The 24,811-nt window shown below is 63.6% G+C and carries 21 protein-coding genes and 2 tRNA genes; 13 read left to right on the top strand and 10 right to left on the bottom strand.

What is annotated here, in order from left to right; all coding sequences use genetic code 11:
• The first annotated feature begins 3 nt into the window (after window positions 1-3).
• On the top strand, window positions 4-3,000 hold the full coding sequence (locus tag UC34_RS10450; protein ID WP_157123131.1) for a hypothetical protein: 2,997 nt from the start codon (window positions 4-6) through the stop codon (window positions 2,998-3,000).
• A gap of 49 nt (window positions 3,001-3,049) precedes the next feature.
• On the opposite strand, the gene rlmB is transcribed toward UC34_RS10450, so the two are convergent.
• Together rlmB and rnr are read right to left on the bottom strand one after the other, a co-directional pair.
• Window positions 3,050-3,823: a 23S rRNA (guanosine(2251)-2'-O)-methyltransferase RlmB gene (gene rlmB / locus UC34_RS10445; RefSeq protein ID WP_044455482.1), complete on the bottom strand. Its 774-nt coding sequence runs from the start codon at window positions 3,821-3,823 to the stop codon at window positions 3,050-3,052.
• A gap of 324 nt (window positions 3,824-4,147) precedes the next feature.
• Window positions 4,148-6,718 carry a ribonuclease R gene (rnr, locus tag UC34_RS10440; RefSeq protein ID WP_044455481.1) on the bottom strand — a complete coding sequence of 857 codons (2,571 nt, stop codon included), beginning with the start codon at window positions 6,716-6,718 and terminating at the stop codon, window positions 4,148-4,150.
• A gap of 279 nt (window positions 6,719-6,997) precedes the next feature.
• On the opposite strand from rnr, the gene UC34_RS10435 reads away from it, so the two are divergent.
• Window positions 6,998-7,082: transfer RNA gene (locus UC34_RS10435), tRNA-Leu, on the top strand.
• Window positions 7,083-7,125: 43 nt separating this feature from the next.
• Here UC34_RS10435 and UC34_RS10430 read toward each other — a convergent pair.
• On the bottom strand, window positions 7,126-8,061 hold the full coding sequence (locus tag UC34_RS10430) for a LysR family transcriptional regulator (RefSeq protein ID WP_052810980.1): 936 nt from the start codon (window positions 8,059-8,061) through the stop codon (window positions 7,126-7,128).
• 103 nt (window positions 8,062-8,164) lie between these two features.
• On the opposite strand from UC34_RS10430, the gene UC34_RS10425 reads away from it, so the two are divergent.
• The 6 genes from UC34_RS10425 (at window position 8,165) to UC34_RS10400 (ending at window position 13,705) form a co-directional block, all read left to right on the top strand.
• Window positions 8,165-8,830, top strand: a complete 666-nt coding sequence (locus UC34_RS10425) for a short chain dehydrogenase (RefSeq protein WP_044455480.1) — start codon at window positions 8,165-8,167, stop codon at window positions 8,828-8,830.
• 432 nt (window positions 8,831-9,262) lie between these two features.
• Window positions 9,263-10,177: a LysR family transcriptional regulator gene (locus UC34_RS10420; protein ID WP_044455479.1), complete on the top strand. Its 915-nt coding sequence runs from the start codon at window positions 9,263-9,265 to the stop codon at window positions 10,175-10,177.
• A gap of 138 nt (window positions 10,178-10,315) precedes the next feature.
• Window positions 10,316-10,400, top strand: a tRNA-Leu gene (locus UC34_RS10415).
• 391 nt (window positions 10,401-10,791) lie between these two features.
• On the top strand, window positions 10,792-11,805 hold the full coding sequence (locus UC34_RS10410) for an AraC family transcriptional regulator (RefSeq protein ID WP_044455478.1): 1,014 nt from the start codon (window positions 10,792-10,794) through the stop codon (window positions 11,803-11,805).
• A 206-nt stretch (window positions 11,806-12,011) separates the two neighbouring features.
• Complete coding sequence (locus UC34_RS10405; protein ID WP_044455477.1) at window positions 12,012-12,578, top strand: carboxymuconolactone decarboxylase family protein; 567 nt, start codon at window positions 12,012-12,014, stop codon at window positions 12,576-12,578.
• Window positions 12,575-13,705, top strand: a complete 1,131-nt coding sequence (locus tag UC34_RS10400) for an acyl-CoA dehydrogenase family protein (RefSeq protein WP_044455476.1) — start codon at window positions 12,575-12,577, stop codon at window positions 13,703-13,705. The genes UC34_RS10405 and UC34_RS10400 overlap by 4 nt, the downstream gene beginning before the upstream one ends.
• On the opposite strand, the gene UC34_RS25800 is transcribed toward UC34_RS10400, so the two are convergent.
• Window positions 13,683-13,931, bottom strand: coding sequence for a hypothetical protein (locus UC34_RS25800; RefSeq protein WP_237165289.1), 249 nt, complete (start codon window positions 13,929-13,931; stop codon window positions 13,683-13,685). The genes UC34_RS10400 and UC34_RS25800 overlap by 23 nt on opposite strands.
• 49 nt (window positions 13,932-13,980) lie before the next feature.
• On the opposite strand from UC34_RS25800, the gene UC34_RS10390 reads away from it, so the two are divergent.
• The 4 genes from UC34_RS10390 to UC34_RS10375 all read left to right on the top strand — a co-directional run bounded on the left by UC34_RS10390 (window position 13,981) and on the right by UC34_RS10375 (window position 17,612).
• Window positions 13,981-14,748: an ABC transporter ATP-binding protein gene (locus tag UC34_RS10390; RefSeq protein WP_044457995.1), complete on the top strand. Its 768-nt coding sequence runs from the start codon at window positions 13,981-13,983 to the stop codon at window positions 14,746-14,748.
• A gap of 35 nt (window positions 14,749-14,783) precedes the next feature.
• Entirely contained in the window at window positions 14,784-15,968 is a 1,185-nt protein-coding gene (locus tag UC34_RS10385) for an ABC transporter substrate-binding protein (protein WP_044455474.1), read from the top strand.
• Window positions 15,961-16,818: an ABC transporter permease gene (locus tag UC34_RS10380; protein WP_084070525.1), complete on the top strand. Its 858-nt coding sequence runs from the start codon at window positions 15,961-15,963 to the stop codon at window positions 16,816-16,818. Before UC34_RS10385 ends, UC34_RS10380 begins: the two co-directional genes overlap by 8 nt.
• A gap of 74 nt (window positions 16,819-16,892) precedes the next feature.
• Window positions 16,893-17,612, top strand: coding sequence for a pseudouridine synthase (locus tag UC34_RS10375; RefSeq protein ID WP_044455473.1), 720 nt, complete (start codon window positions 16,893-16,895; stop codon window positions 17,610-17,612).
• 162 nt (window positions 17,613-17,774) lie between these two features.
• Here the strand turns inward: UC34_RS10375 and UC34_RS10370 are convergent, their stop codons facing one another.
• The 6 genes from UC34_RS10370 to UC34_RS10345 form a co-directional block, all read right to left on the bottom strand.
• Window positions 17,775-18,647, bottom strand: coding sequence for a 23S rRNA (adenine(2030)-N(6))-methyltransferase RlmJ (locus tag UC34_RS10370; RefSeq protein ID WP_044455472.1), 873 nt, complete (start codon window positions 18,645-18,647; stop codon window positions 17,775-17,777).
• Window positions 18,647-19,309 (bottom strand): DNA-3-methyladenine glycosylase I, encoded by a 663-nt coding sequence (locus UC34_RS10365; protein ID WP_044455471.1) that lies wholly within the window; start codon window positions 19,307-19,309, stop codon window positions 18,647-18,649. Before UC34_RS10365 ends, UC34_RS10370 begins: the two co-directional genes overlap by 1 nt.
• A gap of 356 nt (window positions 19,310-19,665) precedes the next feature.
• Window positions 19,666-20,427 (bottom strand): SDR family NAD(P)-dependent oxidoreductase, encoded by a 762-nt coding sequence (locus UC34_RS10360; RefSeq protein WP_044455470.1) that lies wholly within the window; start codon window positions 20,425-20,427, stop codon window positions 19,666-19,668.
• Between the two features lie 198 nt (window positions 20,428-20,625).
• The gene (locus tag UC34_RS10355; protein ID WP_044455469.1) at window positions 20,626-21,486 is read right to left on the bottom strand and encodes a fumarylacetoacetate hydrolase family protein; all 861 of its coding nucleotides are present in this window, start codon (window positions 21,484-21,486) and stop codon (window positions 20,626-20,628) included.
• Between the two features lie 18 nt (window positions 21,487-21,504).
• Entirely contained in the window at window positions 21,505-22,260 is a 756-nt protein-coding gene (locus UC34_RS10350) for an SDR family oxidoreductase (RefSeq protein WP_044455468.1), read from the bottom strand.
• Between the two features lie 188 nt (window positions 22,261-22,448).
• Window positions 22,449-23,189: a FadR/GntR family transcriptional regulator gene (locus UC34_RS10345; RefSeq protein WP_044455467.1), complete on the bottom strand. Its 741-nt coding sequence runs from the start codon at window positions 23,187-23,189 to the stop codon at window positions 22,449-22,451.
• Between the two features lie 428 nt (window positions 23,190-23,617).
• On the opposite strand from UC34_RS10345, the gene UC34_RS10340 reads away from it, so the two are divergent.
• Window positions 23,618-24,655: a calcium:cation antiporter gene (locus tag UC34_RS10340; RefSeq protein ID WP_237165288.1), complete on the top strand. Its 1,038-nt coding sequence runs from the start codon at window positions 23,618-23,620 to the stop codon at window positions 24,653-24,655.
• Window positions 24,656-24,811: the final 156 nt, after the last annotated feature.

The raw sequence follows: 24,811 nt of genomic DNA, 5'->3' as shown, positions 1-24,811 counted from the left end.
CTCATGATGACAACTTCGATGTCTCACACGGTGTCGCCGATTCCGGGCGCACCGCAAGGCGCAACGACGGACGTTGCCGACGCGCTCGTCGACCCGGCGCGCACACGCGCCGACGCTTTTAGCGACGAACTGCTTCTCGCGTCACACCGATCGCCCGATGCCGAACCGAACCGTGCAAACTCGCCGGTGTGCGTCACCACGACCCTGCACTACTATCCGGACGCCAGTCCACGAACCGGCCCAACCGGCCCACAAACCGACCCACAAACCGGCCGTATTACGCCTCCCCCGATGGCGTACCTCGACAGAAGCGACTCGCCCATCCTGTCCACCGTCGCGCAACGCAGGCTGGACGGCGTCAGTCGTTCGGCGTTGCGCAGCCTCGAACCCGAGATCCGGAAATTCCTGCTGGATAACCGCATCGGGGGCATCGGGTCGTTCGCCATGATCGTCTTTCCGGTGCCTGCGTCCCGCGATGCTGCCCACCCGTGCGACACCGAATCCCTGAGCGTGCCCAACGCGTTCTACACGCCAAGCGTGGCGAGCCGCAAGGTTCTGGATCTCGATGCGCGCGATCTGCAACCCGTCGAAACGGCGCCTGCGGACATGACGGACGTCGGCCTGGAGGAACTCGGCATTGCACCACCGGTGCATCCCCCCGCCGATGCCCCGCGCACCGACCCGGCTGCGCGCGAGATCATTCCCAAGGTGTATCGCCAGTTGCTCGGCAGGAGCGCCGTCTTTCAAACGCACGGTAAATGGAATATCGGCACCTCGTACGGTGTCGTGGCCATGCAGCGGGAAATGCACGTGACCAATCTCATGGTCGTCATGTTCGGCACGGCATCGTCGACCTTCCTCTACTTCGCGCAGGACATCGACCCACATCAGACGACCGCGCCGATACTTCCCATCGAATGGCTGATGAACACCGAAGAGAAGATCACCGAAGGCGCGCTGACCATCGTCGACGCACGGCGACGCGTGCTCAGGGCCACGGCGCGCCCGGGCGGCTCGGCGTTTGCACACACCTCGACGCTCGCGCCAACGATTTCGGTGTCGACCGAAAGTGCCGAGCAAGTCATCGCCCGCGCCATCGTGCTGGACGTGGGCGACACAACGATCGTCACCCGCGTTCTCGCCAGTCGCATTGTCGACGCCGATACAAGGAGCACGGACATGCTGCTCGCGATACGCAACGCGACGGGCCGTGCAATCGACTACACATTCCTGAGAGAGGCCGGTGTGCGGGTCGCCAATAGCCATCTCGCGCCGATCAATGGCCTTCAGGCGCTTGCCGTCGTGTTCGAAGCACTACGTCATCAGGTCATTGTCGGCCATAGCGCGAGCCTGAAGCTCACGGCGAGAAAGCTGCTTGAACCGAATATTGTCTCGACCCTTGCCTGCGCGATGAAGCACGCGCATAGCGACTCGAAAGCGACGGCCGAACTGTTTGGCAAGGTCACCGTAGGCTATTTGCAGTTGCTCACGAGCCTGATGGCCGATGGCGTACTCGAATCCATGTCGGTCTGGTCCATGCTGAAGACGATCCCGGGCCAGTTCCTGACCTCCATGCTCGCGGTTCGTGCACGTTACGATGCCGCGCCCGCCCGGGCGTTTGTCCGCATTGCCGACCAGTTCTTCATTCAGGAGGTTTTTCTGACGAGCATCCGGGGCACATTCTTCGCATCGACCTATTCGCAATACGAGGGCTTCTATCGGGAGATTTGCGCGGCGGCGAGCTCTCGCGACCCCGGCGCAGCGGCTGCCCGTGAGATCCGGGACGAACTCGAAGCGAAATCGTTCGCTTGCCGGACCAGTGCAAAGTCGAGGATCAGCAGGAAAAACCGCGAGGAACTGTTCAGGTTCCCGTTCGGCTCGCGAAGCAAGACGTCTCACAACCGGCGCAAGGCCGAGGACATGCCCAGCGAGTCGGCCGTCGAACTGCTCGACGGACTGTGCACCCTGCTCTGCCGAAACACGTTCGACCAGATCGAGAAGTCGGTGCTCGAGGACGCACTGAGAACCGACATGCCGACACTGCCGTGCGACGAGCTGCGCAACCTGCGCGAGACCATGACGTCGGCGCTCGAGCGGGAATGGCGCAAGGTGCTGCCGGACGACGCCCCCCCGCGTGGCGTCACGCGATCTGTGCTCGAGACCGATGGAAAAACGCTCGGACGCGCCATTGCCGAGGCACGCAGACCCGCACGGGACCACATCGTTCAGGAGGCGGGTGAAGCCTACGTGGAATATCTGCGAACCCATCCGGAGGCGACGGCCAACGAAAGGGTCGACGTGCGCACGCAGTTGATCGGCGTGGCAAAGGCGGAATACGAGAAATTGATCAGGGAAGACTCGCGCCTGGTCGGCACATCGGCACAGGTCGCTGTGGCATCGGGCGGGCAACAGGCATTGGCGAGCGCGCAAACCGTGCGGGCGCAGCGGGTTGTCGCCGCAGATGTCGCAGCGAGCGCCGCGACAGGTGCACCTTTGGGCGCGAAGACGCGCGTCGAGCAAACGATGCTTCAACTGACGAAGATCAACGAAACCCAGGCGGCGCAGCGGGCACGGGATGCGGCGTTCGCCAAGGCCATCGGCATTTCCCATGTGGCCGGACGCGCCGTGCAGACGCCTGCACGCCGCAAGCTCAAGCGAGTGGCCGTGCCGCAGCCGCAGGCCGCAGCAAAGGCCACAGCCGCACCGACGACATCAGCGACATCGGCGACATCCGCTACCGCGCCCTCATGGGGTCAGCATGCGGATCGCGACATGCGGATGCAGACGCCATCGCCCCTGCGTCGCGAAACCGCCTCCAGAGCGGACGACAGCTCCACCTGCTCGCTGAATTCGTTGTTTGCCTGCGCCGATGATGCGGGCGCCCCTACGCAGGCGTCGCTGCTGGGCAGGCTCCCCGACGTACCCTCCGGTCGCGTCGGCGGGCCCGACGCCGAGTCACAGCGTTCCGGCAGCCGGGCCATGGCGTCCCCGGGCCAATAGGCCGACGCGCGCCGATCGACCGCCGGGGGCATCCGGCGGTGTCCGAGGCTTACTTCGCGCTCTTTGCCGCCACCGCGCGTTGGCGCACGGCTTCGTACAGGCACACGGCGCTGGCTACGGAGACATTGAGGCTCTCGCAGCCGCCCGCCATCGGGATGCTCATGAGCTCGTCGCACGTTTCTCCGACGAGGCGCCGCATGCCCTCGCCTTCCGCGCCCATGACGATGGCCATCGGACCGGTGAGCTTCGTGCCGTAGATGTCGGCCGGCGCGTCGTCGGACGTGCCGACCACCCAGATGCCGCGATCCTTCAGTTCGCGCAGCGTGCGCGCGAGGTTCGTCACCATGATGTACGGCACGGTCTCGGCGGCGCCGCTTGCGACCTTGGCCACCGTCGCATTCAGGCCGACCGCCCGGTCTTTGGGAGCGATCACGGCGTGCGCCCCGGCACCGTCGGCAACACGCAGGCACGCGCCGAGGTTGTGCGGATCGGTCACGCCGTCGAGCACGAGCAGCAGCGGGTCACCCGAAATGCCGTCGAGCAGTTCGTCCAGATTGAGCGCCAGCGAGACTTCCTGCGCCTGCGCCACCACCCCCTGGTGACGCGACGAACCCGCCATGCCGTCCAGACGTTTGCCGTCGGCCTGAATGACCTTGATCTTGACGCCCGGCGCATTCTTGAACGACTCCACAGCCTTGAGGAAATCGGTCATGCGGCGGTCGCGGCGGCTCGGGTCGTAATAGATTTCCTCGATGCTGCTGGCGTCGTGGCGCAGTCGGGCAGTCACGGCATGAAAGCCGAACAGCAATTTCAATTTACTCATTTCACATCCTCAAAATAGCGTGCGCCCGGGCAGTCATCGCGAACCGTGCGACTCGATTCGGTCGATCACGTCGATCACGTCGATCACAACGGGCCGCCCAAAGCACGACGGCGGCGGGAGCCCGATGGGCCACCGCCGCCGCAATTCATCGCGGGTACCGAATGCCGCTGATTCCCGGCAAAGGCGCCCATCTTACTGCAAACCGCTCACTTCGCCGCCGTTCGGTGACACGTTGCCCGGAAATACGGGTGGCACGCCGTAGGTTCATCGCTTGACGAAGCCCGGTTGCGCTCACCGGCGCTCAAGGGTTTGGCGGCACAAAACTCAGCGGCGAGGTTTCTTCGCCGGCCCGCCCGGCCCGCCTTGGCGCTTGGCCGGCGCCTTGCCGCCACCACCGCCACTCCCCCCATGCTTGGCGGGCGCCGCGCCGCGCTCGGCACGTGCCGCTTTCACCTTGGCAGACTTGGGCTTGGCGGGACGCTTGCCGGCTGGTGCGGGCTGCACGCCGTTGAGCAACGCGCCGCCCTTGGGCAACTGGCGAATGCTCGGACCGGGGCTTGCCGAGCCGGCGATGCCTGGTGTGCCCGCCGCAGGCGACGGTGCAGGTGCCCCACCGCGTTCCGCACGACCCGAGGTCTTCGCCAGCGAGCGGGCGTTCGGCTCGCGCACGAGGCGGAAGTCGATCTTGCGTGCATCCAGATCCACGCGGCTCACTTGCACGCGCACGCGGTCGGTCAGGCGATAACGGATACCGGTTCGCTCGCCGCGCAACTCGTGACGCACCTCGTCGAACTGGAAATAATCGCTGCCCAGTTCGGTGACATGCACCAGACCTTCGATGAACAGATCGTCGAGCTGCACGAAGATGCCGAACGACGTCACGGCGCTGACCGTGCCACCATATTCCTCGCCGAGCTTGTCGCGCATGAAGTAGCACTTGAGCCAGGCTTCCACGTCGCGCGAGGCTTCGTCAGCCCGGCGTTCGTTCGCGGAGCAATGCAGGCCGAGTTCGTCCCAGATGGCATCGCGCTTCCTCGCCGCCGGCGACTTTTTGCCCTTGGCAGCGTCGTCGTCCTTTTGCAACTTGCGCGCGTGCGGCGAAAGCCCCGTCGTCAGTTCCACGCCCGCCGGAATCTCCGGCTCATACTTCTTGCCCGCGAGAATCGCCTTGATGGCGCGATGCGTGAGCAGGTCGGGATAGCGGCGAATCGGACTCGTAAAGTGCGTGTAAGCCGGATAGGCCAGACCGAAGTGACCGATGTTGTCCGGGCTGTAGACCGCTTGCTGCATGGAGCGCAGCAGCATGGTCTGCAGCATGGGGGCGTCGGGACGCGACTCGATCTGCGTCATCAGCTCGGAGTAATCGGACGTGGACGGCTCGTCGCCACCGCCGAGCGCAAGCCCGAGGGTCTTGAGGAACGTGCGCAGCACCTGGAGTCGTTCGCCGGAGGGTCCCGCGTGAATACGATAAAGGCCGGGCTGCTTGTGACGCTTGAGGAAATCGGCGGCGCACACGTTGGCCGTGAGCATGCATTCCTCGATGAGCCGATGGGCGTCGTTACGCGTGCGCGGCAGGATCTGTTCGATCTTGCCTTGCGCGTTACAGACGATGTATGTCTCCGTCGAATCGAATTCGATGGCGCCGCGCGATTTGCGCGCCTTCGCAAGCACCTTGTAAAGCTCGTACAGATTCTGGAGGTGCGGCAGCAACGCGGCACGGCGCTGGGCTTCGGCGCCCTTCGTGTTGCCGAGCACGGCGGCCACTTCGGTATAGGTCAGGCGCGCGGCGGAATGAATGACCGCCGGATAGAACTGATACGCCTTGACCTCACCGTTGGGCGCGACGAGCGCATCGCACACGAGCACACAGCGGTCCACGTCGGGATTGAGCGAGCACAGGCCGTTCGAGAGCTTCTCGGGAAGCATCGGAATGACGCGACGCGGGAAGTAGACGGAGGTGCTGCGCGTGAGCGCATCGGCGTCGAGCGGACTACCGGGCGCGACGTAGTGCGAGACGTCGGCGATCGCAACGATGAGGCGGAAACCGTTGACGCGTCCCACCTTGGCAGGCTCGCAGTAGACGGCGTCGTCGAAGTCGCGGGCATCTTCGCCGTCGATGGTGACGAGCGGCACGTCTCGCAGGTCGATGCGGTGGCGCAGGTCGGGGGCGCGCACCTCGTCCGGCAGCGCGCCCGCGGCAGCGAGCGCCTCGGCCGAGAATTGATGCGGCACGCCGTACTTGCGCACGGCGATTTCGATTTCCATGCCCGGGTCGTCGATATCGCCGAGCACTTCTGAGACGCGGCCGATGGGCTGGCTGTAGCGGCTGGGGTAATCGGTAAGTTCGACGGAGACGACCTGCCCCACCTTCGCTTTGCCCTGCGCGCGCGGCGGAATGAGGATGTCGTGGCCGATGCGCTTGTCTTCGGGGGCGACGACCATGACGCCGTTCTCATTGAGCAAACGGCCGATGACGTGCGTGTTCGCGCGGCTCACGACTTCGACGATATGACCTTCGGGACGGCCCCGGCGGTCGTAGCCGGCGATGCGCAGAAGGACCCGGTCGTTGTGCATGACCTTCTTCATTTCCTCATTAGGAAGGAAGAGGTCATCGCCGTCGTCGTCCCGAACGGCAAAGCCATAGCCGTCGCGATGGCCAATGACGCGGCCGGCGATGAAGTTCGAGGGGTGCGTCAGTTGGTAGTAGCCCCGGCGATCGAGGCGGATCTGATCGTCGCGCTCCATGGCGGCGAGACGTTTGAAGAAGCCTTCGCGTTCCTGCTTCTTGATGGCAAGCGCTTCGGCGATATCGTTAGCGGACAGCGCGGAGTCGGCGGTGCGCAGGACACCGAGGATTTCTTCGCGGCTCGGGATCGGATAGGGATATTTGCTCAAAGGTCGGTAGCGTTGCTTTGCCGGTTGAGTCCGGCCGAGTGGCGCACCATGCGCCCGACGGTCCGTGGAGGTGTATGACGCGCGTAGTGCGGCGTCCTACAGTCAGGGACAATCATACGGCAAACCTCACGAAAACTGCCACCTGTGCGGAATTTGAGCGCGGCAGTGGGCGGGGGCGAGAGAAAAGAAAATTTTTTACGCAAAAGTGTTGACACTCCCGCGCCCGATACGCATAATTCCACTTCTTCGCAGCGAGCAAGCAGTAAGCGAGCTGACGGGGCCCAGATGGCGGAATTGGTAGACGCACTAGTTTCAGGTACTAGCGGGTAACACCGTGGAGGTTCGAGTCCTCTTCTGGGCACCAACAAAATACGAAAAGCCGATGATCGAAAGATCATCGGCTTTTTTCATGCCTGCACGGCAGGGATGACCGCCGCGGAGGCAACACCTCCCCCGCGGGCTGACGCTTCGATCGACGTCAGGACGTCACGCAACCAGATCCCCATCGGGTTCCCGGCAGTTTTCCGGTGCCACCCAACGCTTGCCGTCAGGACCTCCGGCATCGGCGTCAGATCGACGGTTTGCAACCGACAAGCCACCGCAACCGAACAGGGCACGAACGCGAGGACGTCGTTGACGTCGAGAAACGGCTTGAGCGAGGTATAACACGCCAACGTCGCCACCGGCGCACCTGTCACGCCATGCGCCGCGAGCCACTGCGACACCCTATCGCGCGAGTCGCTGCTGCCAGGCGAAAAATCCACGCGCGCGAACTTCCCGATATCCGCAACCTCGCGAATTTGGCTCGCGATCCGCGAGCCATCTCCCACCACACAGCAATACCGCTCATCGCGCAGCGCGGTTCTCACGAGCGAGCCGTCGAAAAACGCGGAGAACCCGAGCACCAGTTCCGCCTCCCCTTTCGCGAGTTGCTCCGCGTGCGCAGCGTCATCGAAGTCCAGCACCTTCACCCTGACATGCGGCGCCGACTGACGAATCTGCGCCACGAACCTCGGCAGCATCGACAGTTGGGCGTACTCGTTGGCGATGATGCCGATGCATCGATCCCACGTCGCGGGATCGAACACGCCCGCGTGAAACACGCCGTCGACTTCATCGAGGGCGCGCTCGAACTTTCGCGCCACGTCCAGCGCAAAGTCCGTGGGCTCGATTCCATTGCTATGACGCAGAAAAATCTCGTGAGGCAGCGCGTCGCGCAAGCGTTTCAGATATCCACTTATCGCCTGCTGGGACATGCCCGTTTCGACGGCGACTTTCGACGCGCTTTTCTCACGAACGAGCCGCAGGAAGATGCGCATATGTTTGAGGTCGATACTGTCCACAACGATTCCTTGTAACGGATACAACCCCCGCCTGATTTACCGCACACCCGGCGATTTCTATGATGGCGCCTCGTTTTCCAATGTACTGAGCGAGGTAAGCAACATGAGCACCGGCACCAAGGACACCAAGGACACCAAGCGGAAAAAGCGCGTCATCGTGATCGGCGCGACGGGTCACATCGGACAGGCCGCCATGACCGATCTGGACGACCATGACATCCTCATGGCCAGCCGATCCGGCGGCAGCGATCCGAAGCATCTTCAGGTCGACATCACGTGCAGCGAGTCGCTCGCGAGCCTGTTTGCATCCGTCGTCGAGACTTATGGATCGTTCGACGCCGTCATCAGCGCCGTCGGCCACTGCGAATACGCCGACTTCGAGTCGATGACCGACAGCCAGTGGGCGACCACGATTCAAAGCAAGCTGGTGGGCCAGATGAACGTCGTGCGCGAGGGGTTGAAGTACATCGACGACCGAGGATCGTTCACGCTGATCTCCGGCATTCTGAACATCAAACCGATGCCCCTGGGCATCGCGGATGCCACGACCAGCGGCGCCATCGATACCTTCGTGAAATGCGTCGCACATGAGTTGCCGCGCGGCATCCGGATCAACGCGGTCAATCCGACCGTGATCGAATCGGCGTGGGCGGACTATCGGGACATGATGCCCGGCTATCAGCCGGTCGCCGACACCCTGGTCGGCAAAGCATTCCGGCGATGCGTCGACAGTTTCATCACGGGGCAGGTCATTTTCGTGGACGCCTGATGCGGCGTCCATGAAGTGACAAAACATAAGGGCGATTCCTGAATTCCTGGATTCCTGGCGAGTCGCCCTTGTTCGTGTTTCGCCGTGCACATGCAGACGCCAGGATGCGCTTGCCCGCGCGCACAATTCATCGCACCGAGATTGACGCGGTTGCCGTGCTCGACGCGCATCTTGCGCCGACCGCCCCCTCCTCGCCCCCCCATCCGCCGATCCCCTGCCGAAGGCGGCGCACCGAACTGCGGGGCGCCTGCGAATGAACGTAAGTGAGAATGTGTAGCGTTTGCGTCACTCCGCTCAAGGGGCCGCTCAGAACCAAAAGGAAATCTGTAAAATTTACCTCATAAAAAATTGAATATTGTTCAACAGACGCTTAACTCGTTGAGCTCGTCGGGTGTTTTTGGTTCTTGTTGCTTGATACTTGTTGGGAAATACATGCCTGCCTTCACTCGCGGCGAGCTTGCCGATTTGAACGTTTTTGTCACCATCTGCCGCCGGCAGAGTTTTCGCGAGGCCGCCACGGAATTGGGCGTGACGACCTCCGCCCTGAGTCACGCGATGCGAAATCTCGAAGCGCGTCTGGGCGTGAAGTTACTAAACCGGACGAGTCGCTCCGTGTCGCCGACGGCGGCGGGATCGGCATTGGCGAAGGAACTGGAAGCAGGTCTCGAGCAGATCGCGACGGCGATCGGCGCGCTGGACCGCTACCGGGCCTCGCCGGCCGGACGCTTGCGCCTGAATGTCCCACGCGATGCGGCGCGGTTGTTGCTGGATCCGATTTTGCCGCGCTTCGTGGCGTCGTATCCCGATATCGAGCTCGATGTGACGGTCGACGACCGGATGCTGGACATCGTCGCCGAAGGCTTCGATGCAGGCATGCGCTACGGCGATACGGTACCTGGCGACATGATTGCGACGCCGCTGACGCCGGCCCTCAAGTGGATCGTCGTGGCCTCGCCGGCGTACCTTGCGCGCCACGGTCGACCGAAGGCGCCGCAGGATTTGATGTCGCATAATTGCATCCGGATGCGCCTGGGCGACAACACGTTGTACAAGTGGGAGCTCGGCAACGGCACGTCGTCGGTCGAGCTGGATGTGCCCGGTGCGTTGAGCATCAACGAAAGCGATGGCGTGATTGCCGCGGCGGTGGGCGGGTTGGGCCTGGGATACGTGCTGGAGCGCAACGTCTCGGCGCAGTTGGCCAACGGCACCTTGGAGGCGGTGCTCACGGACTGGGCCGTCGATGGGCCGCCGTTGTCGATGTATTACCCGAGCCGCCGTCAGACGTTGCCGGGATTGCGCCATTTGATCGACATGATTCGATCGGAGCATATGGGCCGTGCGGCGTGACTTCGGGGCGTTCCCCGAGCGCAGCAGACGGCGCGTGAAAGTTTTTGAATTTTTTCACGCGCCAGTGTTGACAGCCCCCGACAGCCTCGGCATAATCTCACTTCTTCGCAGCGAGCAAGCAGTAAGCGAGCTGACGGGGCCCAGATGGCGGAATTGGTAGACGCACTAGTTTCAGGTACTAGCGGGTAACACCGTGGAGGTTCGAGTCCTCTTCTGGGCACCAACAAAATACGAAAAGCCGATGATCGAAAGATCATCGGCTTTTTTCATGCCTGCCCGAAACGCAATGCGTCCTCGCCGATGGCATGGGCGTCGAAACCCACCTCTTGCAGGCAATGCCCGGGGCGCCCCGCCCCGTTCCCCCATCGCCGGGTCCTATCATTGCCGCAGGCGCCCATGCGCGGCCCCGCGCCACGCTACCCGGCAAATCCCCGACCGTAATAAGCATCCAACGAAAAAATAGTTGTGCTGGCGAATGTCGGTGGGGAGCATGGTCGTTTTGCCGAAGCAGGCGTCAAGAGGTGGGGTTTGGGATGGATCGGGAGACTCAAAGTGTTTTGGCAGACGTTTCAGACACGCCGGATGTGGCTGACGCAACACTGCCGCACGCAAGCATGTCCCTGGCCGATCCGGGGCATCCGGGGCATCCCGAGCGCGTGGCCGACTGGCTGCTGGCCGGCCTCGAGCTGAAAAGCACGTTATTCCATGTGGGCGAGTACTGCGGCGTGTATCAGGCATCTACCGCGGGTCACCAGCGTGCGAGCTTCCACGTGGTGCTCGATGGTCGCTGCTACCTGCATATCGGCCCGCACGCAGGTCAACCGCCGCGCACCTTGGCCCTGCATGCCGGAGATGCCGTGTTCATGCTCTCCGACGTGCCGCATGCCCTGACCCCGTCGTCAACGCCTCCCGCCGATCTGCGCACACGCGCTGGCACGATGACGCCGCTGCCGCCTGCACCGCACACGGCATCCGACGCACCGCCTTTTGTCGCCCTGGCCTGCGGCTTTTTCGAGTTCCGCACCGATCTGGACGCGCTGGTGCTCGGCATGCTGCCAAATCCGATCGTCGCACGCCACGCCAGCGGCCGCCTGGAAGGCATGACGCAGATCTTCACCCTGATTCAGGCCGAAGCGCGCAGACCGGGTGACGCCCCGTCGCCGCTGCTCGCGCGCCTTACCGATCTGCTTTTCTACTATGCATTGCGCGAAGCGGTGCACACCGAAGATGTGGCGCCGGGCATGTGGCGACTCATGCGGCGCGACGCGTTCGGGCGGCTCGCTGCCGCGATCATCGAATCCCCCGGGGCACGCTGGACGACCGATCGCATGGCGGATTTCGTTCACATGTCGCGCGCGCGCTTCTGCAAGCAATTCGCGGAAATCGGCGGACAGCCCCCGGCGCAGTTCGTGACACTGGTCCGCATGAAGACGGCGGCCGCCCTGCTTCGCGCGGGCGTGTCGTTGCCGGAAGCCGCCGAGCAGGTCGGCTACCAGTCCGAGTCGGCCTTTTCGCAAGCGTTCAAGCGGGTGACAGGCATGCAACCGGGGGCGTGGCGCCGTCAGGCGGCCGATGCCGCGTCGCCGCCCACGGCCATCACACCCGCCGCCAGCTACCCGCTCCACTGAGCATCGCGCCCAGCCCCCCGCCTCTCGCATTGGCGCCGACACAGGTCGCCCAAACGTGCGGGCGGCACGGGCACGCCGTCGAGGAATCGCCCCATCGGACGATTCCTTCGCCCGATGAGACAAATCCGCAGAATTTTCAGACGGGCGCGCATTGAGCCTTGCCTCGGCATTGCGCACAATGGATGCTCGACTGTAAGGAGCCCGATATGAGCCGACTGCCACTGCATACCCTTGAGACCGCCCCCGAAGCGAGCCGTCCGTTCCTGGAGAAGTCGCTTGCGGCGAACGGGTTCCTGCCGAACCTCGTCGCGTCGCTGGCCAATGCCCCCACGGCGCTCGAAACCTATCTGAGCGTCGGCGCCATCAACGCGCGGGCGAGTCTGACGCTTGCCGAGCGCGAAGTGGTACAGATCACCGCTGCCGGCATCCACGGTTGTGGCTTTTGCGTGGCCGGACACACGGCTGTGGCGCTGAAGAAAGCGCAACTGTCGGAAGCGCTCGTCAATGAAATTCGCGACCAGGACACGCTCTCCGACGCCAAACTGGATGCGGTCGCCGTTTTCACCCGCGCAGTCATTGCCTCGCGCGGCGCGGTGTCGGATGCCGAGCTCGCCGCTTTCAAATCGGCGGGTTTCGACGACGCGGCCGCGCTGGAGGTCGTCCTTGGCGTATCGCTCGCCACGCTGTGCAATTTTGCGAATAATCTCTCGCAAAACGAACTGAACCCGCAACTGGCGGCATACCGCTGGGAACCGAAGGTAAAAGCGGCATGAGCGCCAACGCCAGCCTTCGCGGACTGGCCGCACGCGCCCCTGCGCTCGCGGCCTGGCTGGACACCCACGCCGAGACGCTCGACACCGATGCCACGCTCAGTGGGGATGTGGTCCCGCAGTTGGCCGAGGCGGGACTGTTGCGTGTCGGCGTACCGGTCGAGCTGGGCGGTACGGGCGGCTCGATTGTCGATGCGATCGACAGCGTTGCCGACGTTGCGGAACATTCGTTCGCGGCGGCGTTCGTGCTGTGGGGGCAGCGCACATTCATCGAATATTTGCTGCAAAGCCCGAATCGCCGTCTGCGTGAGCAGCGACTGCCCGCCCTGCTGGGCGGCGAACTCGCCGGCGCCACGGGCTTGTCGAATGCCATGAAATATCTCTCGGCAATCGAACCGCTGCAAATTCGCGCGACAGACGTCGTCACCGACGACGGCACGCGTGGCTGGCGAGTCAACGGGGGGCTGCCGTGGATCACGAACCTTCGCAAACAAGGTTTCGTGGCGGCAGCAGCGGTGGATCATGAGGCCGGTGGCCCGCCCTCGATCTTCGCGATCGCCCATCACGCGCCGGGCGTGACGCGCAGCGACGATCTGGATCTGATCGGCCTGCGCGGCACGAATACCGCGGCATTGCAGATGGCCGATACACTGCTGACCGATGACGATCGCGTGACCGACGACGCGCCGACATGGCTCGTGCGCGTGCGTCCCGCGTTTCTCGGACTGCAGTGCGGCATGTCGCTGGGGCTTGCCCGGCGCAGCCTGGCGGGTACGCGTGACGGCGGTCCGGGCGCCCGAGCAGCCGTGGCCGACGAGGTTGCCGCGCTATCCGAGCAACTTGATACGCTCACGACGCGCCTCAAAGCCGGGGTATCGCAGGGCGAATTCGTCGACGCGCCGGCCAGTCTTTTCAAACTGCGTATTGCGTTGGCGGAACTGGTTCACGATGCCGCCTCACTCGAAGTGCAGACTGGCGGTGGACGCGGCTATCTGCGCGGACTCTCGGGCATCGCGCGCCGGCAACGCGAAGCGGCCTTCGTGCCCATCGTCACGCCCAGTCTGGTGCAATTGAAGAATCAGCTCGCGGCGCAGCGCGCGCAACAACTCAGGACCGAAACGGCGCAATGACCCAACCCAAGGCGACGCAACGCGCGCACCCCGATACGTTCATTGCTGCAGCGCGTGAGGACGCGTCGCGAGCCGGCCCTGCGTCGTCGACGACAACGCGCGCGTTGGCGTCACCCGCTTCTTCGTCCGCTTCTTCGTCCGCTTCTTCGTCGGCTTCTTCGTCGGCTTCTTCGTCGGTTTCTTCGTCCGCTTCTTCGTCCGCTTCTTTGCCCACTTCTTCGCCCATTTCGTCACCCGCGTCTTCGCCCCTTCCGTCGCCCGCTTCGCCTCCTTTCCTGACCCTGCGCGACATCGGCCTGTCTTACGGCGATCGCGCAATCCTGCGAGGCGTCGACCTCGCGGTCGCACCGGGAGAACTCGTCTCCGTGCTCGGGCCGAGCGGGTCGGGAAAATCCACCTTGCTCCGCATTGCTGCCGGCTTGCTTGCCCCGACGCACGGCACGGTCTCCGTGGCCGGCGCATCGCTCACTGGCCCCCGGCCCGATGTCGCGCTGGCATTTCAGGACCCGTGCCTTCTGCCGTGGCTTTCCGTGGAGCGCAATGTGGCGTTTGGCCTCACCTTCGCGCGTCAACCGGCGCTGTCTCGGGACACCCGACGCGCGCGTATCGATGCCGCGCTCAACGAGGTCGGACTCGCCCACGCCCATCATTTGCATCCGCGCCAGTTGTCGGGCGGTATGGCGCAGCGCGTGGCGCTGGCCCGCTGCCTTGCGCGGCAACCGCAGGCGCTGCTTCTCGATGAACCGTTCGGCGCCCTCGATGAAGTCACGCGTGCCGACATGCAGCGTCTGCTCGTGACGGTCGTGCGCGATACCGGCGCGGCCACCGTGCTCGTGACACACGATATCGACGAGGCGCTGCTCGTCTCCGACCGCATCGTGCTGCTCGGCAATCAGGGGCGCACATTGGCGCAGTGGCACATCGAGGTACCTTCGCCGCGCGAGGCGCAGGTGCAGGCGCTGGGCGCGTTGCGCATCGACATCCTTCAAGCGTTGCAGCTCGCGATGTCGCGCGATGCGACGCTCACTCACACAACACGATAGGTCACAACGACCGAACTTACGGGGATTCCCAGACCATGTGCCAAATTTCCCGCCGCGAGTGGCTGAAACTCGCTTCGATGATGACCGTGGCCGGTGCCGCACCGTTGCTGGCGTCGGCGGCAGCGCGCGCCGCAGCGGAACCGGATGCCCCGCTGCGTATTGGTTACCTGCCGATCACCGATGCCACGCCGCTGCTCGTTGCCCACAACAACGGCTATTTCGAGCAGGCCGGCATCAAGGCAGACAAGCCGACGCTGTTGCGAAGCTGGGCGCAATTGATCGAGGCCTTCCTCTCCGGGCAGGTCAATGTCGTGCACCTGCTCTCGCCCATGACGGTGTGGGCGCGCTACGGCAGCCAGGCACAAGCGAAGGTCGTGGCATGGAACCACGTCAACGGTAGCGCAATGACGGTCGCGCCCGATATCAACAAGGTCAGCGATCTCGGCGGCAAGACGTTCGCCGTGCCGTTCTGGTATTCGATCCACAATGTCGTCTTGCAGGGCTTGCTGGCCGCCAACGGCCTCACACCCGTGCTCAAGAAAAACGGTGCGCCCGCCGCCAACGAGGTCAATCTCATTGTCATGGCCCCGTCGGACATGCCACCGGCGCTTGCTGCGAAACAGATCGCCGGATATATCGTCGCGGAACCGTTCAATGCGGCCGCAGAGAACCTCAAGGTCGGCAAGATCCTGCGCTTTACGGGCGACGTGTGGAAGAACCATGCGTGCTGCGTCGTGACGATGCACGAGCGTGACCTCACCTCGCGTCCGGAATGGTCGCAAAAGGTTGTCGACGCCATCGTCAAGGCGCAGGCGTGGACGCGCGCGCACCCGGAAGATGCGGCGCGCCTGCTCTCGAAGGAAGGAGAAAACCGCTATACGCCGCATCCGTTCCAGGTGCTGCAACGCGTGTTGGCCCCTGCGGCGTCCGAGCAAGGTCGCTATCTCGCGGACAAAGCCATTCTTCATGCCGACTGGCATGAAAAGCGCATCGACTTCCAGCCGTACCCGTATCCGAGCTACACCGAAGCACTGGTTCGTCATATGCAGAAAACGCAGGTCGAAGGTAACGCACAGTTCCTCGCCAAGCTCGACCCGGCGTTTGTCGCACGCGATCTCGTCGACGACCGTTTCGTCAAGAAGAGCATTGCCGCTGCAGGCGGCATGAAGGCATTCGGTCTGCCCGAGGGCTTTACGCGTCAGGAGGTCATCGTTGTCTGATCTTGTGTCCGATCGCGCGCATGCGTCGTCTGCCGGCGCCGCAGGTCCGTCGACCCGCCCCACGGCGCCGGTGAGCGCCCCGCGCGTAGCCCGGGCGTGGCTTGGGCTGGCGGGACTTGCCGGCGTCGTGGCGACCTGGTGGCTGGGCATCGCGCTTTTCACGACCTCCGGCTCGCTCGCCTCGCAGTTCTCGCCGACGGCGGCCCTTTACGCCCTGCCGGACTTGATTCGCGACGAGCAATTGGGTCTGCATATTGCCGCGAGTTTGCGGCGCATCGCGGTGGGCCTCGCGTGGGCGATCGTGCTGGGTGTGCCGCTCGGCTTTCTCATTGGTCGCGTGCGCTGGCTCGATAAGGCCCTGACACCGTCGCTGCAATTTCTGCGCATGGTGTCCCCCTTGTCATGGATGCCCATTGCCGTGATGTCGCTCGGCGTGGGCGACCCGGCCGTCTATTTTCTGCTGGCGTTTGCGGCGCTCTGGCCACTGGCCATGAGTACGTCGGCAGGGGTGACACACATCGACCGGCGCTGGGTACAACTTGGCGAAAGTCTCGCCGCCACGCGCTGGGAAATGCTCTGGCACGTTTATATGCCGGGCATCGCCGCGCATGTGCTCACCGGCGTGCGGCTCGCGATCGGCATTCTCTGGATCGTGCTGGTGCCGGCGGAAATGCTCGGCGTGAACGCCGGCCTCGGCTATCTCATTCTCGACACGCGCGACCGGCTGGCGTATTCGGAACTGACTGCCGTCATTCTCGTGATCGGTGTACTGGGGTTCGCGCTCGATTGGGCGGCACGCTTCGTCTATCGCCGATTCGGCGGCGCCATGCAGGACGATCAGGGCGGCTGACCCGCCGCCGGGCGTCGTCGGGCGCGGGCCGCTACAATAGCGGCCTGAATCCCGATGCCTGACGGAGAAGCATCATCGAGCTCGAACGTATTCTGCAATCTCAGGGTTTCGGCAGTCGCAAGATGTGCCGCAAACTCGTTCAATCCGGCGCTTTCGCCATCGATGGCGTTGTGCACGATAACCCTCGCGAATCGCTGGACCCGACGGGTCTGCAATTCACGCTCGATGGCGAGCTGTGGGATTACCGCGAGCACGTCTACATTCTGCTGAACAAGCCTGAGGGCTTCGAGTGCTCCACGAGTCCGACGCACCATGAAGGGGTGCATTCGTTGCTGCCCCTGCCGCTGGCGGTTCGCGGCGTGCAGCCCGCCGGTCGTCTCGATCAGGACACAACCGGCATGCTGCTGCTCTCGGACGATGGCCCCTTCCTTCACGCGATGATGTCGCCCCGCCGGCACGTCCCCAAGCGATACGTCGCCACAACCAAACATCCGGTGACCGAAGAGATGTTGCAGGCATTGCGCGACGGCGTATTGCTGCGCGATGAGACCGAAACGCTTGCTGCGACGGACGTCATGAGTCCGTCGTCTCACGAAATCGCGCTAACGATCACACAAGGGAAATACCATCAGGTCAAGCGCATGGTCGCCGCCGCAGGCAACCGTGTCGAAGGGCTGGTCAGAATCGCCATTGGTGGCTTGCCGATGGGGAATCTGGCGCTTGGTGAGTGGCGTTATCTGTCGCCGGATGAACTGCTGTCACTGCCGTATGAAGTGCCGCAACACACCAAGTGAACATCGATGCGTTCGGGGCGCAGCGTGCAGTGGCGGGCACAATCTGCGCCTTAGCCTCACCTTAGCCCTCCGTTTGACCACTCCGTCTTGCGGCCACTTCAATCGTCAGAACGATCAGCATGGCATCCCCCCGCCGGAAGGGCGAGTGCCCCGCAGAGCCGCTCAGCTCTGTTTACCGTCCAGCAGGAATTTCGCCCCCTTGTCCTGACCGAGCGCTTTGACGAGATATGGCATCGTCGTCTTGAGCGTGTCATGCAGCATGTATGGCGGGTTCACGATAAACATGCCGCTGCCGTGCAATCCCATGCCTCCGGGCACCGGGTGACAAACGTTCAGTTCGACCTGCAACCAGTTCTTGATCGGCTTCTCGTCGATCGTGAGTCGCTTCATGCGCTCCGGCAGTTGCGCAGCTTCACGGCGCTGCACCAGCGGATACCACACCGCGTACATACCGGTCGGGAAGCGGTCGAGCCCTTCCTGCACCGTCTGTGTCGTGCGCGTGTAGTCGCGCTTGTCTTCATACGACGGATCGATCAGCGTAAATGCACGGCGCGGCGCCGGCGGCAAAATCGTTTTCAGACCGGCGAAACCGTCGGCACCGAAAATCATCGTGCGACGTGCCACCGCGCGGCCCTGCGCCTCGAAGTTCTCGCGCAACACGTCCTGCTCGGTCGGATGGGCCTCGAACAGGCGCAGACGGTCACGATCGCCCAGCAACTGCAAGGCGAAATACGGCGAGCCGGGGTAGTAGCTCAGTTTGCCGTCCGGGTTGAACTCGCGCACCAGCGCAACATAGTCGGCCAGTGCGGGCGGCAGATCGTCGCGCGTCCACAAGCGGCCGATGCCGGTCTCGTACTCGCCCGTCTTATCGGCCCACTTGCCCTCGAGCGAATAGCCGCCCGCGCCGGCGTGCGTGTCGATGTACCAGAACGCCGTGTCCTTCTGGCGCATGTAATCGATGCATTCAACGGCGATGAAGTGTTTCAGTACGTCGGCGTGGTTGCCGGCGTGAAAGGCATGGCGGTAGCTAAACATTAGGCAGATCCTGATTCGTCAGGCGCGATTGTAGCCGACGGCGCCCCTACCCGGCGTTTGCGCGCCGCAACCACGAGGTTTTTCGCCTCGTTGGCGGCGAGCGCCTTCACAGCTTTGTGCCGCGGGCACGCGACCAGGTGGTCGTTCACCATGCCTGCAGCCTGCATGAACGAATAGCAGATCGTCGAGCCCACGAACGTAAACCCCGCCTTCTTGAGCGCTTTGCTCATGGCGTCCGATACGGCGGACGTTGCCGGAACTTCGCCCAGCGACGTCCAGCGATTTTGCAATGGCTCACCGCCGACGAATTGCCACACGAAATCGCTGAAACGGGTGCCCGCTGCCTCCATCGCGAGGTACGCGCGAGCGCCCTTGATGACACCGTTGATTTTCAGGCGGTTGCGTACGATGCCGGGATCGGCCATCAAACGGGCCTCGTCCTCGGGACCGTACTTTGCGATACGCGCCGGATCGAAATTGTGGAATGCCTGACGGTAGGTATCGCGCTTTTTGAGAATCGTGGACCACGACAACCCCGCCTGCGCACCTTCGAGCATCAACAGCTCGAATAACTCGCGCGAATCGCGCAGCGGCACCCCCCACTCCTGATCGTGGTAATGACGGTATTGTTCGAAGCCTTCGCTCCACGGACAGCGTTCCATTTGCCCCTCATGGTGAAGCCCGCGGACCATGTCGGCGGGCATATGCAGACGAATGGAGCCAGTGTGCCAGCAATTGCGCAAGAAGCGAACCCATGACGGTCTGCTGCGCGCCAGATTGGGCCGCAAAGGGATACCGATCCGGAATTTTCCGAAGCGGCACCGGAAAAGACTTGCGACGCCGAATTCGGCCACGCGCCAAATGCGCCGCTTCGCCCGCCATACGACCGGTGAACGACGGGTGAATGACTGGCGATGCCAGGCGGAAAAGCACACTAATGGCGCCGCTTTGTCCGCCGCACGTCGGGGGAACGACAGGTAAACGACTGGCGCCCGCTGCACGACGCCAGCGACGCACGCTACACCATCAGTTGCCCGCCATTGACCTCGATGATCTGCCCGGTGACATAACTGGCAAGCGTTTCCGAGGCGAGATACAGGAATGCGCCCGAGCATTCGTCCGGCTCGCCAAGGCGCCCCATCGGGATACTCTGGCGAAACGCATCGATCTGCGCCTGCGTGCTGAACTGCTCGTGGAATGGCGTCATGATGACGCCCGGTGACACCGCATTCACACGAATGCGATCCGGCATCAATTCCTTGGCCATGCCGCGTGTGAGCGTGCTCACGAACCCCTTGGACGCCGCATAAATCAGCGCGCCGGGGCCACCGCCGTGACGTGCAGCAATCGACGTGACATTGACGATGGCGCCTCCGCCCTGCTTGCGCATCGCCGGCACGACAGCACGCGAGAATGCCATGACCGAGCGTGCATTGACGTTGAGCACCTCGTCGAAATAGGCGTCGGTCACTTCGGTGAACGGCGTGCGCGCGACGAGGCTGCCCGCGTTGTTGATCAACACGTCGATGCGTCCGAAACCATCCAGCACATGTGCCACGGCCGCGTCGATCGCCCCGCTGTCCTGGACGTCGGCCGCCACGGTGATGGCCTTGACGCCATGGGCCCGCACCGCATCGGCCACCGCTTGCGCCTTGTCCGCGGAGCGGTTGTAGTGCACCGCCACGTTCGCCCCCTGTGCGGCGAATGCCTTGGCCGCCGCGGCGCCAATGCCGGTGCTCGCGCCCGTAATCAGAACGTATTTACCCTTCAGATCTTGCATGATGTGTCGCTCCCAATGATGTCGTCGACCGGCGTGCTGGACGCGGCCCAATGCAAAGCGGTGGCGACCTGCGCCACCGCCGTGCAAGCGCCCAGCAACCGCCAACCAACAGCCAACCAACCGTCAGACCACAGCCGGACAGCCGCCAACGTACAGGACGGATGTGAAAATCGTCTGGCCACGGCGCAGTACCACGCGTCAGTCGAGCAAGCTTGCATCGTAGGCATGGACCTTCTGCGTCTGCTCGCCCAGCCCGTCGATCCCCAGATGCATGACGTCGCCCGGTTTGAGAAATACCGGCGGCTTATGACCGAGGCCGACACCCGGCGGCGTGCCTGTGGTCACCAGATCGCCCGGCTTGAGCGTCGTGAACTGACTCAGGTAATGCACCAGATAGGCCACACTGAAGATCATGGTGGACGTATTGCCGGTCTGTCGACGCACGCCGTTCACGTCGAGCCACAGGCCCAGTTGCTGCGGATCGCGAATTTCGTCCGTCGTCACGAGCCACGGGCCGACCGGGCCGAACGTGTCGAAACCTTTGCCCTTGTCCCAGGTGCCGCCACGCTCGATCTGATATTCGCGCTCCGACACGTCGTTCACCACGCAATAGCCGGCGACGTAATCGAGTGCGCGCTCCAGCGGCACGTAACGCGCCGTGGTACCGATCACGAAGCCCAGCTCGACCTCCCAATCGCCTTTGACGGCATCCTTTGGCAGCACGACCGGATCGTTCGGTCCCGACAGACAGTTGTCCCATTTGGTGAACAGCACCGGCTCGGACGGCACGGCCAGACCTGCCTCGGCGGCGTGGTCGCTATAGTTCAGTCCGACCGCGAGGAACTTGCCGAGGCCCGAGAACGGCACCCCGAACCGGCCTGGCGACGGAACCACCGGCAGCGAATTCACGTCGAGCGCACGCAGCGCCGCCAGCCCCTGCGGACTCAGCGTTTGCGGCGTGATATCCGCGAGCACGCCGCAGAGGTCGCGCACCTTGCCATCCGCGTCGAGCAGACCCGGTTTTTCCTGCCCCTTGGGGCCATAACGCAGCAGTTTCAAAGTATTCTCCTTGCGAAATCAATTGGACCAGCCGCCGTCGATCACATGGATCGCGCCGGTGGTAAACGAGGATTCGTCGGAACCCAGATAGACGGCAAGCGCCGCAATTTCGTCGGGCGCGCCCACACGCCCCATCGGCTGACGGGCCACGAACTGATCGCGCACCGCCGCCTCGCTGGTCCCCGCCGCGTCGGCCTGCGTCGCAATCCGCTGACGCAACGATGGCGACTCCACCGTCCCCGGGCAAATCGCGTTGCAACGAATCCCCCGCGAGACGAAGTCGGCCGCAATCGATTTCGTCAGGCCGATCACGGCCGCCTTCGTCGTGCCATACACAAAACGATTCGCCACTCCCTTCACACTCGATGCCGCCGACGACATATTGATGATCGCGCCGCCGCCTGCGGCCAGCATCGCCGGGAGAAATGCCCGCGTCGTGCGATACATGCTCTTGACGTTCAGATCGAACGAGAAGTCCCACGCCGCCTCGTCGCACGCGAGGACCGAGCCGTGGTGCACGAACCCTGCACAGTTGAACAGCACGTCGATAGCGCCGAGTTCGCCCGCAAGTTCGTCTACGGCGGCACTGTCGGTGACATCGAGACCACGCCGCACGAGATTCGCGTGATCGGCAAGCGCCGCCAGGGCGTCGATGTTCAGATCCGTTGCGATGACGCGCGCGCCTTCTCGAAGATAGGCTTCGACGCAAGCGCGTCCGATACCTTGCGCCGCTGCGGTAATGACGGCGGTTTTGCCCGCCAGTCGAGCCGTCATGAGTGTCTCCTCGTGAGCCTGTGAGTCGGTGGTCTCAGTGGTGTCGTCAACGTCAGCGATACCCTTGACGTTGACGACGTCGTGTTGTGAATGTGGCCGGACGCGCGCTGTCGTGCGCGCTGTCGTGCGCGCTGTCGGTCGATCTGTCCGCTCAAGCCGCGCCGAGTCAATTACGTCAATTACGTCGATCAGGTCGATTGCGCCGACGTGGCGGCTTGGGCGCCGCCCGATGAAGCTGCTGCCGACACCGCATAGGCATCGCGCACGCGGCACAGATGCTCACGCATCGCCTGTGCCGCACGCGCCGGGTCACGCGCCGCCAGCGCGTCAAGAATCAGGTGGTGGTCCTGAAGGCTGCGCACAAGCACACCGTCGATTTGCGACGTGACGCGACGGCTCTTCTTGCCGAGCAGATACAGGCTGTTCGCGATGCTCTGCAAAAACGGATTCCCGCATGCCTCAATGATGGTTTCGTGAAATGCCATATCGGCCGCCGAGAACGTCTCGGGATCGCCAAGCAGCGTTTGCTCGTCGTCCACGAGCGCGCGCAATCGCGCAATGTCTGCGTCGCCGATGTGAGTTGCCGCCAGCGCTGCCACCCCGGGCTCGATCACCAGACGCGCGTCGAACAACGCTTCAAGCGTGCCCGCGTTCAACTCGATGACCATCTCCAAGGGTTCGAGGAGCTCTCGCGTCTCGAGCGACCCGACGAACGTCCCCTCTCCCTGCCGGATACGCAACAGGCCCAGCAGCGCCAACCCACGAATCGCCTCACGAACGGCCGGGCGCCCGACGCCGAGCATGCTCGCGAGATCACGCTCGGGCGGGAGTTGTTCGCCGGGTTTCAGCACTCCGGTACGGATCATCGTGAGCAGACGCTGCGCCACCTGCTCCGAGACGGAAACCTGCACGATGGGATCGAAAGACATGTGGCGATTCAGTGGTAAGACCAATAAACGAACACTACGCCTGTGACACACAGAATGTCAACGCGAGAGTTGCCTACCGCGTGGCACCGCAACAGGCTTCCGTAATTCGCCATTCCCTGTTCGCCCTATGGAATTTCTCCGTGAAATCAGACTCGGAGTCAAAAGCGTGGTCATGCGAGACCGTTTGTCCATGCGCTTTTCGGCGGACTTGCAAGACGCGATAGCGCTCGCGGCGAGTCAACGCCTTTCTGTTGTCGGGGTGTCACTTTTCTGCGACCATGACTCGTCGTCCCGAGGTTCTCATCGGGGCAATGTTTCCCGCCGTTGCTTGATCCGCAGCACCCCGCCGTACCCCCTTTCCCGAAAATCTGGAGTCTCCGACGATGTCCTCCTCAAAGACCGCCAAGCTGGGCCACTGGACTATGTACATGCCAATCCTGGCCCTCGTCGCGTTCGGCGTTGCCGGTTTCTTGCCAAACGGCGCAGCCCTTACGCTATGCGCGGCGGCGCTCGCGGGCGCCGTGTTCTCCGCCGTGCATCACGCCGAAACGGTCGCTCACAAGGTGGGCGAGCCGTTCGGTACGCTGGTGCTTGCCGTGGCCGTGACGATCATCGAAGTGGCGCTGATCGTTTCGGTCATGCTCTCAGGCGGCCCCGACAAGGCGGGACTGGCGCGCGATACGGTGTTCGCGGCCATCATGATTGTGTCGACGGGCATCGTCGGTTTGTGTCTGCTTTTCGGCGGCGTGCGCCATCACACGCAGGGCTTTCATGTCGAGGGAGCGAGCGCGGCACTCGCCGTCCTGTGTGCACTGTCGGTACTCACATTGGTACTACCGAATTACACGAGTTCGGTGCTCGGCCCGGGCCTCACGGCGTCGCAACTCGCGTTCGAAGGCATGATTTCACTCGTGCTTTATCTGGTGTTCGTGTTCGTTCAGACGATCAGCCATCGTGATTATTTTCTCGCCAAGGCCCCAAGCGAAGAAGTGCATGTGCCGCCGCCGTCGCGCCGTACGGCCGTGCTGAGTCTCGGATTGCTGGTGGTGGCGCTGGTGGCCGTGGTGGGACTGGCGAAGAAGCTCTCGCCGGCGGTCGAGCAGGCCGTAGCGGTTGCCGGCGCGCCCAAGGCCGTCGTCGGTATCGTGATTGCCGCGCTGGTGCTTTTGCCGGAGGGGCTGGCGGCATTGCGCGCGGCGCGGGCCAACAAGCTTCAGACGAGTCTGAATCTGGCGCTCGGTTCGGCGCTCGCCTCCATCGGCCTGACGATTCCGACGGTAGCTGCGGTGTCGCTGGTCCTCGACCAACAGATCGAGCTCGGTCTCGCGCCGAAGGAAACGGTGTTGCTCGCGGTCACCCTGCTTGTTGGCGTGATTACGTTGGGCACCGGACGCACTACCGTGCTGCAAGGCGCCGTGCACCTGGTGCTGTTCGCCGCGTTCCTGTTCCTGGCGATCGTGCCTTGAGTCTGGTCCGGGCGCACCGATATTGACTGCGGCCAGCGTGCGGTCGGTATCGCGCCCGATATCGCCATCGGGCGGCCTGATCCGGGGATGGGGAGGGGATGGGGATGGGGGGATGGGGGAATGAACAACGTCGCGCGGGACGTCAAGCCGTCATCC

The sequence above is a fragment of the Pandoraea vervacti genome, assembly GCF_000934605.2.
GTDB lineage: Bacteria > Pseudomonadota > Gammaproteobacteria > Burkholderiales > Burkholderiaceae > Pandoraea > Pandoraea vervacti.
This window is presented reverse-complemented; position numbering and strand designations above follow the sequence as displayed.

Excerpts from the sequence above, each read along its gene's own strand:
- UC34_RS10350 (WP_044455468.1), bottom strand. The coding sequence starts at position 22,260 with ATGACGGCTCGACTGGCGGGCAAAACCGCCGTCATTACCGCAGCGGCG.
- UC34_RS10420 (WP_044455479.1), top strand. The coding sequence starts at position 9,263 with ATGCCTGCCTTCACTCGCGGCGAGCTTGCCGATTTGAACGTTTTTGTC.
- UC34_RS10370 (WP_044455472.1), bottom strand. The coding sequence starts at position 18,647 with ATGTTTAGCTACCGCCATGCCTTTCACGCCGGCAACCACGCCGACGTA.
- UC34_RS10360 (WP_044455470.1), bottom strand. The coding sequence starts at position 20,427 with ATGCAAGATCTGAAGGGTAAATACGTTCTGATTACGGGCGCGAGCACC.
- UC34_RS10365 (WP_044455471.1), bottom strand. The coding sequence starts at position 19,309 with ATGGAACGCTGTCCGTGGAGCGAAGGCTTCGAACAATACCGTCATTAC.
- UC34_RS25800 (WP_237165289.1), bottom strand. The coding sequence starts at position 13,931 with ATGGGCGAAGAAGTGGGCAAAGAAGCGGACGAAGAAGCGGACGAAGAA.
- UC34_RS10345 (WP_044455467.1), bottom strand. The coding sequence starts at position 23,189 with ATGTCTTTCGATCCCATCGTGCAGGTTTCCGTCTCGGAGCAGGTGGCG.
- rlmB (WP_044455482.1), bottom strand. The coding sequence starts at position 3,823 with ATGAGTAAATTGAAATTGCTGTTCGGCTTTCATGCCGTGACTGCCCGA.
- UC34_RS10400 (WP_044455476.1), top strand. The coding sequence starts at position 12,575 with ATGAGCGCCAACGCCAGCCTTCGCGGACTGGCCGCACGCGCCCCTGCG.
- UC34_RS10450 (WP_157123131.1), top strand. The coding sequence starts at position 4 with ATGATGACAACTTCGATGTCTCACACGGTGTCGCCGATTCCGGGCGCA.
- UC34_RS10425 (WP_044455480.1), top strand. The coding sequence starts at position 8,165 with ATGAGCACCGGCACCAAGGACACCAAGGACACCAAGCGGAAAAAGCGC.
- UC34_RS10410 (WP_044455478.1), top strand. The coding sequence starts at position 10,792 with ATGTCCCTGGCCGATCCGGGGCATCCGGGGCATCCCGAGCGCGTGGCC.
- UC34_RS10385 (WP_044455474.1), top strand. The coding sequence starts at position 14,784 with ATGTGCCAAATTTCCCGCCGCGAGTGGCTGAAACTCGCTTCGATGATG.
- UC34_RS10405 (WP_044455477.1), top strand. The coding sequence starts at position 12,012 with ATGAGCCGACTGCCACTGCATACCCTTGAGACCGCCCCCGAAGCGAGC.
- UC34_RS10340 (WP_237165288.1), top strand. The coding sequence starts at position 23,618 with ATGCCAATCCTGGCCCTCGTCGCGTTCGGCGTTGCCGGTTTCTTGCCA.